The following is a 13,273-nucleotide window of genomic DNA, read 5'->3' as shown; positions in this document are numbered from 1 at the left end:
GAATCTTAGCAGGTTCGTTTTTTTTATGTATGATTTCCTCATAAGCTATAAAATCAGCAGAACAAATTTATGAAAGAAGAGATATGACAGAATGGGAAAAACAATCTATGATGCCACAAAAGATCCAAAGTACAGCAAGCCTTTTATCGATGCGGATGAGTCGCGTGAACGTGTGCTTCCGAACGGTACAAAGCTTCCATATAGATATATGCACGGTGGATTTGAAGGGACGAATCTGAAATTCAGCTTCTGCTTTCCGCCGGAAGAAGAGTACAGAGGAAGATTCTTTCAGTATCTTTCTCCGTTTCCGGGACCGAATGAAGAAGTCGCTTCTTTGAACAAGACGGGGGAGGATGACGTGATCGCCTTTTCTCTGCAGAACGGTGCTTATTATGTGGAAAGCAATATGGGCTCAAAGATGATGTTCGGCCCAAGTGAGTCACCTACAAGTCTTTTTGAGACGAGCGCTGCGGCTGCAGAATATTCCAGAGTAAAAGCAAAGGAAATCTATGGCTGTGAAAGACCATATGGCTATGTGTTCGGCGGAAGCGGCGGCGGATATAAGACGATGGCCTGCGTGGAAAATACGAATGCATGGGACGGGGCGGCGCCCTATGTGATCGGATCACCGGTATCTCTGCCTAACACGATCACCATGCATGCCCAGGGGCAGAGATGTCTTCGCCGGGTATTCGGGAAAATCGTGGATGCTCTTGACGCAGGCGGGAGCGGCGATATGTATGAAGGCTTGGACGACAATGAAAAAGCAATGCTCAGGGAACTTACACTGATGGGCTTTCCACCGATCACATGGTTTATGGAAGCGGCAGGAAAGATTGACGATGGTGCACTGCCGGTTCTTATGCCTAACATCAGAGCGAAAGATCCCCAGTATTTCAAAGATTTCTGGGAAATCCCAGGATATATGGGGGCGGATCCCGAAAGCAGCGCTTCCAGGGACAGGCTGCAGTTCAGGGGAATTGTCAAAACGGTCCATGTGCCGGGAACAGTGGAAGCAAGTTCGGAGATTGACGGAAGAAATGGTGTAGATGACGCATGGAAGAAGATGCTCACAGATGGGAAAGATGCGTGGATCGAACTGGAAGACGTACCTCAGGGAGATCTGTATCTGGGCGGCGTCAATATCACATTTGAGACAGGGAATGCCAAAGGCAGACAGCTTCTTCTCGGAGATATCAAAGGAAAATGTCTTGTTATAGGAATGTGTTTTGGAAAAGAGGATCTGAAAGGCGTGCTCTCCGCCGTAAAATCGGGAGATGAACTAACCCTTGATAATTCCGATTATATTGCGGCGCAGTCTTACTACCGACATCAGGTTCCGGTCGATCCTTCTTTCCATGCGTGGGATCAGTTCCGCGACGAAGAAGGCAGGCCGACCCTTCCGCAGAGAGAGAATATAATGGGATATTCCATGACAGGAGTCCCGCCTCAGGACGGAGATATCCAGTGTAAGATGATGATTACTCAGGCGCTGATGGATGAGTCTACCTGCCCGTGGTGTGGAGACTGGTATAAAAATAAGATAAAAGAGACGAAAGGGACTGATGAAAATGTAAGGCTTTATTACATGGACCGCTGCCTTCACGGGGATACATCCAGTATGGAGAGCAATATGATCATCAATTATATGGGAGCGCTCCATCAGGCCATCCTTGACCTGAGCGACTGGGTCGAAAGAGGGATCGAACCGGTTCCGGGTACTGTATACAAACGGGACGGCGGACTGATCACGCCGGCAGATACAGCTAGAAAGAGAAGAGGTATGCAACCCCTTGTCAGTCTGTATGCACAGGGAAAAACATGCGCACATGTAAAGGTCGGAGAAGAAGTTCATTTTACCGTTCATGCGGAAGTGCCGGAAGGGGCGGGAGAGATTACAGCTGTAGACTATGACCCGGTAGAGATCAGCAGACTTCCGGGTGAAAAAGTATTCCTGAACCGGGCTGAATTTATAAAGTATGAGAAAGATGGGATCCACGGTGCAGATGCCGAGTTTACGCATGTATACGACAGGCCGGGCTCATATATGGTTTCCGTCCGTGTAATGTCCAACCGGAACGGAGATGCCTCGGATCTATTTACACAGATAAAAAATCTTGCCCGTGTGAGAGTTATTGTCGAATAATTGAGAGGAGTAAAGTAAAATTCTGGAACCTGCAAAGATATTCAGCCGGGGAATGATCCTTCAGCGAGAGAAACCCGTTCATGTATGGGGGAAGGCTGATCCGGAAAGTGTGATCCATGTCAGGATACAGGGGAAGGAAACAGTAACAAAAGCTGATGGATCCGGAATATGGAAGGCAGTCATAGAACCGCTTTCCAGTTCATTTTCCGAAACTATGGAGATTATCTCGGATGCAGAAAAAGCAGTTATAGATAATGTGGCAGTAGGCGCGGTATGGCTGGCAGGATCAATCTGTCCCAGGCAGGGAGGGTGACTGAGATAAGGTTTGCACAGACGCCATACTATGAGATCAATCTTTACAATGAGGCAGGCATACCGGTGCTGCCTTTCAAAATAACAGATATTAGAAAAAGAGAATAGGTGAAAGAGAAATGAAATTAAAAGAAGGGATTGATTACGCAAAATTTCTTGACATAGTGAAAAAATGTAGCAGGGATGTGCTGTTTGAGACACTGGACGGCGATCAGCTCAACCTGAATTCTACATTGTCTAGATTCCTGTTTTCAACAGTTTCCGGATATGAGGGGATCATAAGGAGCGGTACAGTGAAATGCCAGTGCGAAGCGGATAAAGAGATGCTGAAAGAATTCATTAAAGATGAACGGAGCGGGGAATGAGGCGGCAAGAGAGGCGGCAAAGGTGGAGAAGGGTACGAGCTTTATGTAAATGGCTCCTTGTTTCTTAGCTTTTCCTCAAAGCAAAAGGTGCCTAAGGAGTTGTTATATCCGCCGAAAAAGACAAATGATAGAATAAGTGGATCAAGTTGTTATAACGGATCGTGATATTTTTTTCTGAAAAACCTGTCAGGAGTGTTTCCAATGGTACGGAAAATGCAGGATGAAATGTGATAGACTGTTAGCAAAATGAAGAAATCACATAGAAAAGGGATGGAAGCATGGATAAGAAAGATTCAGCAATCAACCGTTTTTATAAAGATTTTAATGCATTTGAAAATGCCTCTCACAAATACGAAAAGGGTGAAATCGACGCCGGGGAGTACACGGGCATTTCCAAGGGATTTGGCGACTATCTGCAGAGAGATAATCATCAGATGCTCCGAATCCGTGTGCCGGGCGGGCGGCTGACTGCGGACATGGCGGCGGCGATTCTGGATGCCTGCACCTATTATGGCGTGGATACGTTGAAGATCAGTACCGGGCAGGCACTGCAGCTGCATGATCTCAATCCGCACGCGGGCCGCAGGCTGGTGCTGCGTCTTCTGGACAAAGGAATTGTGACCAGAGGAAGCGGCGGAGACAACCCGAACAACATTACGGCTACACCGTTGTCCGGTCTGGCAACAGAAGAGTACTTTGACGTTCAGCCCTATGCGAAAGCGGCGGATGACTATCTCCTGCGCTACATCGGTGTGCGTCCGCTCCCGAGAAAGTTCAAGATCGGATTCGCTTCTTTTCCTTCCGGGGAGATGCATATCACGATGAAGGATATCGGATTTCTGGCAAATCCGGATCATACCTTCGATGTATTTGCTGCCGGTGGGCTTGGTATCAAGCCAAGAATTGGCGTTCTGGTCGGCTCGCATGTGGATCCGTCCGAGATTCTCTATTACCTCAGGACCATGCTGGATGTCTACATGGAGAATGGCAATTACAACAATCGGAACAAGGCGCGGAGCCGTTTTCTCCAGGAGACCATGGGCGTCGACGGGTTTAAAAGCACTTTTGCCCTGCATCTGCAGGAAGTAAAAGCGGAGGGAAATCTGGATCTGTCCGTCGTGGAAGAGCAGGTGACGAAGACGGGAGTGGATCCACTGCCGGAGGATCCGAGAATTATCCCGCAGAAGCAAAAGGGGCTCTGCGCGGTTGCCTACCATCCGCAGGGAGGGTATTTGTCTCTGGGAAGACTTCGGGAGATCATGGATCTGGCCCGTAATTGGAGAGAGATGGAACTGCGTCTGACGACGACGGGCGGCCTCTACATCGTCAATTGCACCGGGGATGAGGCCCGAAGCATGCTGGAGCTTACAAAAGACGGCTGCTCGAGCGATTTTGAGCAGTCCATTTCCTGTGTCGGGCACGCAAGGTGCGACATCGGTCCGGCGGATTCTCAGAAACTGCTGCAGAACTGCCTGGAGGCGGTCCGGAAAGAGCATTTCTCTCCACATACGCTGCCGCGGATGCGGATCTCCGGCTGCATTTCTTCCTGCGCAGCGCAGCAGATCGGGTTGATCGGGTGGAGAGGTGCCATCCGCAAAGACCAGGATGGAAACCGCGTGGATGCGTTCTTCTTCTCGTACGGAGGCAGCAGCATTCCGGGGAAGGAAAAGCTGGCAGAAAGTAAAATCGTCCTGCTGGCAAAGGATATCCCCGACTTCCTGGTCGCGCTGGGAAGAATTGTCGAAAAAGAACAGGTTCCGTTCGCAAAGTGGCTGGAAGGAAACGAGGAAACACTCCTTGAGCTGGTAAAACAGTACGCTGTCTGATATGCGAAAAAAACATCCCGAAAGGGATGCTTTTTTCATGTGTCTAATTAGTATGACAAGTTTCTTGATGAATCAACTCATCAATCAGGGAAAATAAAAAATTAAAAAATTAAAAACAGGGGTTGACATTCATGAATGAATTTAGTATGATAAGACTCGCTGATTGATCAACGCATCAATCACGAGGCTGTCGAGGTTTGGCTCAGTTTGGTAGAGCGCTACGTTCGGGACGTAGAGGCCGCTGGTTCGAATCCAGTAACCTCGATAATCGTTTTGGAGATGCCGCAAACCCTTAAAGAATGGGGGTTTGCGGTATCTTTTTGTTTTCACGGGTTTTCACCTTTTTATCCGGAAATCTGCATGAATCTTCGTGATATAACAAAAAATATAACAAAACCGATTATGCGAATAAAGTTCTCGCAGGTGCGCTCAGATCTTCAATGATACCGGAGTCCATGTTGGACTGATGCTTCATATAATGTGTGTAAATACGGAGTGTGGTGTCTGGATCCTCATGTCCCAGCCAGTACTGTACTTTCTTGATATTCCAGTTCTTGTCCAGCAGCAGGGAAGCGCAGGTGTGACGGAGCTTATGAAGCGTGATCTCCGGACGTCCGAAGCGCTGCATATCGGTCTTGAAGCGCCGTGATACCCAGTTTGGATCATAACTGTGCCCATCAGGCCAGCAGAAGACATAGCCGTCTTTGTTCTGGTATTCGTCCTTGAAGAACTTTTTATCCAGGATCTGTTGTGCAAGAATCTTTTTCAGGCAGATTTCTGCAGTGGGAAAGAGATGCAGGTCTCTTCTGCTCTCCAGAGATTTGGTCTGATCTTCGGCATAGACCGTCCTCTCCCGCACTACTGTGTGCCGGATGTGTACGATCTTATGGTCCCAGTCAATGGCTGACCATTTCAGACCGAGGATTTCTGATCTGCGCAGACCCATGTAGACACCCATAAAGGCAATGGGAAGAAGCGGGGCATCGTTTTTGGAGAGGTATTCCAACATGTCCTGGATCTCATCCTCCTTGAGGAAGAGATAGTCTTCAGAGAATTTTTTGTTGGACTTATTACTTACCTTCAACCCTGCAGTTGGATCATACTTTATCAAGCCATCGATTCTGGCACAGGTAAATGCCTCAACCAGAAGAGCCTTGTACTCTCTGACTGTGCGGACAGAGAGGGGTTCACGTTCGCCGGTTTTCTGGTTTATTTTTCCGGTGAGTCTTGCCGTTTCAAGAAAGGCCTTCACCTGCGGTGTTGTAATGGACCTGACGGGCTTTCTGGAGATCTCAAAGTCTCTTTTAAGCCGGTTGATCTGGTAGGTATACTTGTCGTAGGTTGAAGTACGGATATCGTTCTTTTTGCGTTGCAGAAGGACATCCAGGTAAGCTCCGAGAGTGATCATGGGATCAAGACCGGCTGACAGCTCTGATATGTCTTCTTCCAGATAGGCGTAGTCATTATAAGCCTTGGCCATCAGCTTGTCTGCGTTGACCGGGCGGGGATGTGCCTTTTTCTTTTTAGCTTCCGTTACTTGGATATGTGTGCTGACAAGCTTCCCTCGCCACAATCCTGTTTTGGGGTCCTTGTAGCGCAGTGCGATATAGTAATAGGTTCTTCCTGATGAATGTGTTTTTGTAGTAAATGTGCCAGTCAATTTTTTACCTCCTTATGTGACCGGCAGACTGAGAATCGTTATTTATAACAGTATATCATTTTCTCTGCGTCTGCTTGTAGTTTTTTCTTTTTCTGTCTGTGTGATATCTTCTGTATTTTCTTTATTCCCCACTGTTTCTTTATTTTCCCCGTTTCCCTCAAAGAAACGGATGAGAGATGACTTGCTGATCCTGTAGGCTCTGCCTACCATGCGTGCGTCCAGCTTGTGGCTGCGGATCAGAGAGGATGCGGTGGGCTTGCTGATCCGCATGATTTTACAGACGTCTTCCAGTGTGAGAATTTCGGGGTAGTTTTCAAGCATGTTATGATTCCTCCTGAGAAATGTATGGAATACTTTTGTTTACGGAATGGTTCACCGGGCCAGTCATTTGTGGCGTTGATCAGGCCCGGCTCTGTCGATGATGTCCGGATGTGTGCTGCGTTTGTGCGGGGGATGTTTTTAAAAGCACCCTTCAAGGCGGAGCGTCACTAAATGTAGTCACTCATCCGGGAAACTTCTCCATCCTTTACACATCTACTGTCTTTCTTAATATTTATTTTTTTTATAATAGTAGAGTGACATATATAGGAAATAGACAAAAAGCCCTGTAAACACAGGGCAGGAGGGCGTCAACTGCCCGTCACCGGAGTATCACTTTCCTTCGTGCAGGAAGCTGTTTTTTGTCAGGGGTATCAAAAGGGATCTCCACCTGCCGGGGAACCGGCGAAAACCCGCCTGTGTTTTTGGAACTGTCTGTGACGTCCTGCGCGGCAGGGTCTCTTTCCCAGCTCCACTGCACACCGTATTTTCTGTAGCGGTGCTGTTTGCATTTCCTCCAGCCTTTGATAGAGGTGTTCATGATTTCAGAGATGTCCCGCAGTTCAAACTCCCGGGGCTCGTCATACAGATGGTTAAAGGCTTCTGCATACAGAAGCCTGGTGCATACATACTTGCCGGTATAATCATCAAGGAAGCCCTGTATTACACCTTCACGGGTATCGTCCGGCATGAATTCCCTGATATACACCTGGAGCTTTCTTTCCATCTCCTTTGGCAGGGCAAGGCGGAATTTCCCGTGCCTGTAGATTTCCATAGCCTCAGCCCATACCTGGTCGATATAGACCCTGGAAGCGGCTTCATCCTCATTGATATCTGCTTCAGCCCTCTCTGCATTGCACTGGACCACCATAAAGCGTCTTGCGCCGGTCCGGTCAAAGGGCAGGAACTTTTTCTTGTTGGTGGTCCCGATAAATACGCACTGCCTCGGTCTGTCCTTGGGATGTGTTTCGTAGGGGACCTTGTAGGTCTCTTTCTGACGGCTGAGAAAGGACTTGATTTCCTCGGCTCTTCTCCTTTCTTATGCCGGATCTGTTGTTCCAGGCTTCTGCTGACAGTATCTGTCTGTTTGCCTCGAGCTGTTCACGGACGGAACGCTTTTCCTTCACTTTATGCTTCTCCTCCGGAGAGAGTTCCGGAAGAAGGTCCCGGACGAAATATCGGATATCCTTTAGCATCTTCAGATTGCGTTGTATATCGGCAAGCTCCTCGGTATACGAGGCGATATCTTTCTCCAGCTTTCTGGTTTCTCTGGCAAGTGCAGCAAAGCTGATCTTGTCATCTGTTACATTTTTGTGGAGAAAGCGGCTGGCGGATTCGTACCGGTTCAGGTCGTCAGCATGCTCTGCGCGGAACTTTTCTTTCCGGGTTTTCCATCCGATCTGCATATATTTGTCGTGGACTGCTCTGGTTTCACGGAGATCTTTCAAGGCTTTTCTGATATTGGAAATGGTCTGGATCCTCCGTTGTGCTGCTTTCACAGATCTGCGGATCGAGGTAATTTTCTCGTACGTTTCGGAGAGGCGTTCGTTTAAATCATTCACCGTACGGATTCCGTGATTGTCCATATATTCAAGGAAAAACATAACGTTTGAACAATCACGGAGGGCCCCGTTTGTCTGTGCGTGGTGGCTCCACAGGGCCCTTTCCTTCGCTCGAATATCCAGCTTTGCCTTTATCAGTTCCCGCAGATAAATCGGTTCAGGTTCCGCCTGTGCTTCTGCCTTTGCCTTCTCCTTTGCTTGTGCTGTCTTGCCGGCCTTCGCCTCCTGGGCAGCTTGATAAAACGCATAGATCCATTCTGCCAGCATCCGGATCATGTCACGGATGGACTGAAGCAGGCAGTTGGCTTCCCAGATCTCGCGGTTAAGATTTCCAACGTCTGTCTTGATGCCCTTCTTCTCCATGGCGGTTGCGGCCGGTCCCATATGTTCTGTCGGAATCTGATCGATTCCCTGATTTGCATAAGACTGCAGGCTTACCCGTGCCGGACATTTGTTTTTCTCCAGGTACCGGTTCTGGATCTTCTCCCAGCTGCCTCTCCAGATCTCTGCATTCTCTTTCCGGTTCCAGTCAACGGTATCGACCTTCCGGCTTTTCCATGCGCCGCTTTTCAGCCGGATCCTGTTTCCTTCTTTGTCCAGGATGTACTCCTTCCTGGATTTGGGAAGCCAGAGGCCATTCTCATCGATTCCCCGAAGCGTCAGCATGATGTGGACATGCGGATTGTGGCCGGGCGGGGACGGGTCATGGATGGCAATATCACAGCACATGCCGTTGTCCACAAAGTTTTTTCTGCAGAATTCCCTGACCATTTCAATCGACTGTTCCATAGGAAGCTCTCTTGGAAGTGCCGCAATAATGCTCCGCGCAAGCTGGGCATCAAACCTTGATTCCGATGCTTCAACGGAATTCCAGAGCCTGGAACGGTCAGCGTATTCCGGCGGGGCATTTGCCGGAAGCATGACTTCTGAGTAGACGAGCTCTGGTTTTTTGTAGGCATAGTTCTTGGCCTGGCCGTCGTATTCGCAGAACAGCCGCTGGGCACTCTGGTAGGCTGCGCCTGCTACGGCGGATCCCTTTGATCCGGTCTTCTTGTTGTAACGGGACCTGATAGAAATAGAAAAATGCGGGCAGGTCACCTCGCGGCATCATCTCTTTTCCTGCTGGACAAAGAGTTGCTGTCCGCTCGATTCTTTGATTCTGTTTTTGCATTTCGTGCTTTTCTGCATGCTGTAAGGACTGATTCTTTCCTGTCTGTCCATTTCGTCGGGTATTCACTGATCCGCATGATATTGTGGGATGTGTTCCCATCTGCGATGGTCCTGTTTATTTCAGCGTCCATGATGTCGCCATACAGATTAACGGTAAGATGTAATGGCTTTCCTTCTGCATTAGTGGCGGACACTTTGGCAATGCCTGTGATTTTGATGTCTGTCATTTTTCGCTGCTGGCAGTATTTGAGCAGCATCTGCTGCGCATGATTAATATTTTCTCTGTTCAATAAATTTCCTCCTCGGCTGAAAAAGACCAACGTTCTTATTGGAAAGAACCGTCGGTCTTATGTATAGGTTTGTGGTTATTCTGTTTTTAGCAGGCTGCAGGTTGGCAGATGTTTTTCGTTTATATGCTCTATGCGTATGTACAAGAGAGGGTAGCCGTCTGAAGACGGCGCAGGGGGAACATGGTTCCCACTGGATCAGCAGAGCAGGCACCATCTGCCGTACCGGATGTTCGGCCGGGTGGACGGCAGCGTGACCTGCTCTGCAGCATGGATCTGTCGGCGGCACCTGGACGGCATTTGACGCAATTGCAACCGCCAGGGTGTATAATTTCGCCCTCTTATCAGAGGGACTGTCCATAGCTCTTTTCTTCTGCGTCCTTTATCATCTGTCTTAGCAGTGCCTGTACATCATTTTTATGAAAGGCAAAGGAGAGAAGCTGCATAATCTGCTCGTCGGAGAGCATGTCCGGACGTTCAATAAACTTCTCCAGCATGCCGCCATGGCTGCAAAGCCGGTGTGTCCGTTCTCTGCGGTTCAGATGGCTGAGCTGTGCCTTTCTGATCTTGATTTCATTCTCGTAATATTTCTTCAGGTGTTTTGTCTGGTCTAATTCCTGCTGTAGCTGTTCGGGTGTTCTCTTGTTGTTTATCTTTATCACCTCCTGGGTAAATGAATGCTTTTCTGAATCAGCCCTGACTATCAGGCACAAAGATCGTGCGGAGACAGTTGCGATGGTTCTGTGTAACTGATGGTTTACGGTTACTGGATGTTTGCTGATTTTTCCTGTATTTATCTCCTGCCCCGGGAAGCGGCAGCATGACCGCGTGAGGGATTTTATCAGGCGGATGACTGCTGATCATCACCACGGGTCCAAGTGAATTTGTCCTGCCCGGGAATCTGCCCGGGTCCGAATGCCCTGCCAGCCGCAGGATTTTCTTGCCTGCTGCAGGCGGAAGTATCATTCCCGCGTCCTGTCATCGCCTGATCCGCGGAAGCAGTCCGCAGAGCTTTTCCCGTGATATTGTTCGCTCCCCGAATCGGATCATGGCGTACCAGAGAAAAACGGCTCGTACCTTTCAAAGCACAGACACAGAAATGAAGTACCTGATAAAAGATCTCTTCAGTTGTCAAGGTCCGGTGAAGAGATCTTTTAAAAACCCCTTCATAAGTACATGGACAGAAAGGGGTCATTTGGTGGGGTATTTTTGAAAAAAATAAATTTTTTCGCCGATTGTAAAATGAAGTTGGACACTTGAGTCACCTCCCGGGCTCTGCCCGGACCCGCCCCTCGCCGGGTAGGCAGGGAAGCAGTTTTCCTGCTTCCTGCGGATAAAGGGTACTCCGTGTCATTCCGTCAAGGGCTTTCGCGGCATAAATCCTCGCACCAGAAAACGGTGCTTCGGTTTATTCCACGATCCCCTGACTCCATTCCCGCTCCCAAGGCGGTGTGGCAGCAATAAAAATGTCCATAGCGGGCATTCTCTGGTAGAATGGTAGTTCTCACACAATCATTCAAAGGAGGAATGTCTGGTGTCAGGTTCCGATTAAATTTACATAAACGACTTTATATTCTTTTTTTAATCCGTTCCTGACACCTTTACTCAGAGATAAACTAAAACAAAAAGCAAGTGCAAATATTGAAACTTGCGCTTTTGAAAAATTATATGGTGCGGGTTTCACGGATTCAGGTTATATGAGAAGATTAAGCGTCATAAGGATCACATCCTTAACACGATCCGGCTTGGATTGAGCAATGCCAGGATTGAGGCAACCAACAATAAAATCAAATTGATTATCCGCAAAGCTTATGGGTTTCGCAATATACAGAATATAATGGATATCGTATATCTTGTATGCTCTGATATCGCCGTTCCACTTCAAAATCGAAAACCTACTATAGTGTCGGAAGCAGTGTAATTACTGGATAAAATGGCATTTCTCACCCACAGGGATGCCCGAAGAGCCTTTTTTTGCTATTGAAATAATGTAATTGATATGCTATGATAATATCAGTTAATATCAATTAATTGTTATATTTTTATGACAAAACGAGGCGGTTCCATTGTATTGAAAATCTTTTCTTTAAATTTTTCTCTCTAATTTATCATAGTACATCTTTGATCAGTGAACGGATATATAAAAGAATGTTATAGCACCACCTATTAACCATAATATCCGATTGTATTATCATCGCCTTGTCGGTTTATGACATTAAGAAAAAACAGTAATAAAAGATATTACTGAAGCTAATAATCATTAATGTCGGGCGTAATTGGTAAATACGGCGAATTTTTTAAGATCGGGGGGGGTTCCAATGTCAACTTTCTCTCATAATCATAGTGTATCAGGAAGCGATTCGACGGGTTATATATCAGCAACAGTAACTATTTATTATACAGAGAACAATGCATATGCTCCTTCAGAATATTTATTGACTCGTGTATCAGGGATCTGGAGGGATCCAAATCCTAATGATGGAACTTCTGTAAGCAATACTGCACATATAAAAGCCAATTGCTCTGGCGCTGGACATACAAATCAATGGAAAACGCAAATAAAAGAAGGCGATATAAAAAGTGGGACTTCTCTATATACTGGATTTAATAATTCTATATACTCAACAAATGGATCTTTAGGTGCCTACTTTTCTTTGAGATTATCACAGGGATCAAGTCGAAGCTGGACCTTAAATCTTCAATGCTTCGCTTTTTAACTCGTATGATTTATGCACAAAGGAGACATCTTCATGGATAAAAATAAAAAGGCCTCTCGCCATATCTCCATTTTGGGATTCACTCTATTGGCACAGGGAATGGTACTAATAGATCTGTTTTGTAGGGAGCCCCTTAATTTTTTAATAAGGTCAAATCCCACCTCAATTCTGCCGTTTCTTTTGTTGCTGTATACCGTTTTTCCGGGGCTTTTGACAGGTGTGTTTCTGTTTCTTGCAACAAGAAATAGAGGCGAGGATACAATGAAAAGAGAGTTCATGAGTGGTATTTTGGTGATCTCCATCAATATCATGATTTTAGGTGTGGGATATTGTACATTTAGTCTAGTGGAAATATATGTCCACCCTCTTATTTTTGTGATGCTTGGCTACGGAATAATTACTTTAATTTACGCAGGCAGACGGAGGCATCTAAACAGAACGGATGAACAGAATGGATTTAGGAGGTAGCAATTACATCTTAGTTTATTTTGCAAAAAAATGAACAGCATTGAAAGATTTTGAATGAATGTGAACTTCTCAAAAAATTTCCACTAAAAGTTATCCAAGCTGGGCTGACACCCTGTTACTGTTCAGACGTATGCCTGCACCACCAGGCCCCATAGCTTAGACTGATACCAGTCGTAGGCTATCGGGCCTTATCTTTTTATCCAAATGCTTCGGATACTCTGCTGAATACATTCGATCCGTCTTCCTGGCGCATCAATGCAAGATAGTGTCAAGATTTTTTCGCAAATTCAATTTCAACCATCGGATTCTTGGTAGTTAGCCGGCAGACGCATCAGCCGTTTCCGTATTGTTCATAAGTTCCATCTGGAACAGATGATCCATGTTGAGATACCGCTTGGTTCCCCAATCCGAAGCCGCTACGTAACGAAGTCTGGCGCAAACC

At 47.0% G+C, this 13,273-nt stretch carries 11 protein-coding genes, 1 tRNA gene and 1 pseudogene; 7 read left to right on the top strand and 6 right to left on the bottom strand.

What is annotated here, in order from left to right:
- Window positions 1–91 precede the first annotated feature (91 nt).
- The 4 genes from ACTNDI_RS12765 to ACTNDI_RS12750 all read left to right on the top strand — a co-directional run bounded on the left by ACTNDI_RS12765 (window position 92) and on the right by ACTNDI_RS12750 (window position 4,914).
- Entirely contained in the window at window positions 92–2,146 is a 2,055-nt protein-coding gene (locus tag ACTNDI_RS12765; protein WP_441101350.1) for a PKD domain-containing protein, read from the top strand.
- Between the two features lie 431 nt (window positions 2,147–2,577).
- Complete coding sequence (locus ACTNDI_RS12760; RefSeq protein ID WP_441101349.1) at window positions 2,578–2,823, top strand: hypothetical protein; 246 nt, start codon at window positions 2,578–2,580, stop codon at window positions 2,821–2,823.
- Window positions 2,824–3,101: 278 nt separating this feature from the next.
- A complete protein-coding gene (locus tag ACTNDI_RS12755) occupies window positions 3,102–4,649 on the top strand; it encodes a nitrite/sulfite reductase (RefSeq protein ID WP_441101348.1) in 1,548 nt (515 codons plus the stop codon).
- A 191-nt stretch (window positions 4,650–4,840) separates the two neighbouring features.
- A tRNA-Pro gene (locus ACTNDI_RS12750) sits at window positions 4,841–4,914 on the top strand.
- A 135-nt stretch (window positions 4,915–5,049) separates the two neighbouring features.
- Here ACTNDI_RS12750 and ACTNDI_RS12745 read toward each other — a convergent pair.
- The 6 genes and pseudogenes from ACTNDI_RS12745 to ACTNDI_RS12720 form a co-directional block, all read right to left on the bottom strand.
- Window positions 5,050–6,309 carry a site-specific integrase gene (locus tag ACTNDI_RS12745; RefSeq protein ID WP_279199005.1) on the bottom strand — a complete coding sequence of 420 codons (1,260 nt, stop codon included), beginning with the start codon at window positions 6,307–6,309 and terminating at the stop codon, window positions 5,050–5,052.
- A gap of 42 nt (window positions 6,310–6,351) precedes the next feature.
- Entirely contained in the window at window positions 6,352–6,630 is a 279-nt protein-coding gene (locus tag ACTNDI_RS12740; protein ID WP_279199006.1) for a helix-turn-helix domain-containing protein, read from the bottom strand.
- A 319-nt stretch (window positions 6,631–6,949) separates the two neighbouring features.
- Window positions 6,950–7,645: a VapE domain-containing protein gene (locus ACTNDI_RS12735; RefSeq protein ID WP_441101363.1), complete on the bottom strand. Its 696-nt coding sequence runs from the start codon at window positions 7,643–7,645 to the stop codon at window positions 6,950–6,952.
- 907 nt (window positions 7,646–8,552) lie between these two features.
- A pseudogene (gene mobQ, locus ACTNDI_RS12730) lies at window positions 8,553–9,287 on the bottom strand (MobQ family relaxase); the annotation flags it as partial.
- Window positions 9,284–9,649, bottom strand: a complete 366-nt coding sequence (locus ACTNDI_RS12725; protein ID WP_279199009.1) for a hypothetical protein — start codon at window positions 9,647–9,649, stop codon at window positions 9,284–9,286. The pseudogene mobQ and the gene ACTNDI_RS12725, both read right to left, overlap by 4 nt.
- A gap of 341 nt (window positions 9,650–9,990) precedes the next feature.
- Window positions 9,991–10,308, bottom strand: coding sequence for a DUF3847 domain-containing protein (locus ACTNDI_RS12720; RefSeq protein WP_279199010.1), 318 nt, complete (start codon window positions 10,306–10,308; stop codon window positions 9,991–9,993).
- A 1,001-nt stretch (window positions 10,309–11,309) separates the two neighbouring features.
- Here ACTNDI_RS12720 and ACTNDI_RS12715 point away from each other — a divergent pair.
- The 3 genes from ACTNDI_RS12715 to ACTNDI_RS12705 all read left to right on the top strand — a co-directional run bounded on the left by ACTNDI_RS12715 (window position 11,310) and on the right by ACTNDI_RS12705 (window position 12,831).
- On the top strand, window positions 11,310–11,567 hold the full coding sequence (locus ACTNDI_RS12715; RefSeq protein ID WP_441101362.1) for a transposase: 258 nt from the start codon (window positions 11,310–11,312) through the stop codon (window positions 11,565–11,567).
- Window positions 11,568–11,964: 397 nt separating this feature from the next.
- Window positions 11,965–12,363, top strand: a complete 399-nt coding sequence (locus ACTNDI_RS12710) for a hypothetical protein (protein WP_441101347.1) — start codon at window positions 11,965–11,967, stop codon at window positions 12,361–12,363.
- 33 nt (window positions 12,364–12,396) lie between these two features.
- Window positions 12,397–12,831 (top strand): hypothetical protein, encoded by a 435-nt coding sequence (locus ACTNDI_RS12705; RefSeq protein WP_279199012.1) that lies wholly within the window; start codon window positions 12,397–12,399, stop codon window positions 12,829–12,831.
- Window positions 12,832–13,273 lie beyond the last annotated feature (442 nt).

The organism is Bilifractor sp. HCP3S3_D3 (genome assembly GCF_052063915.1).
In the GTDB taxonomy this organism is placed as follows: Bacteria; Bacillota; Clostridia; order Lachnospirales; family Lachnospiraceae; genus Bilifractor.
This window is presented reverse-complemented; position numbering and strand designations above follow the sequence as displayed.

What these genes read in the sequence shown, in the direction of transcription:
- ACTNDI_RS12755 (WP_441101348.1), top strand. Translation starts at nt 3,102, where the DNA reads ATGGATAAGAAAGATTCAGCAATCAACCGTTTTTATAAAGATTTTAAT.
- ACTNDI_RS12710 (WP_441101347.1), top strand. Translation starts at nt 11,965, where the DNA reads ATGTCAACTTTCTCTCATAATCATAGTGTATCAGGAAGCGATTCGACG.
- ACTNDI_RS12705 (WP_279199012.1), top strand. Translation starts at nt 12,397, where the DNA reads ATGGATAAAAATAAAAAGGCCTCTCGCCATATCTCCATTTTGGGATTC.
- ACTNDI_RS12760 (WP_441101349.1), top strand. Translation starts at nt 2,578, where the DNA reads ATGAAATTAAAAGAAGGGATTGATTACGCAAAATTTCTTGACATAGTG.
- ACTNDI_RS12765 (WP_441101350.1), top strand. Translation starts at nt 92, where the DNA reads ATGGGAAAAACAATCTATGATGCCACAAAAGATCCAAAGTACAGCAAG.
- ACTNDI_RS12740 (WP_279199006.1), bottom strand. Translation starts at nt 6,630, where the DNA reads ATGCTTGAAAACTACCCCGAAATTCTCACACTGGAAGACGTCTGTAAA.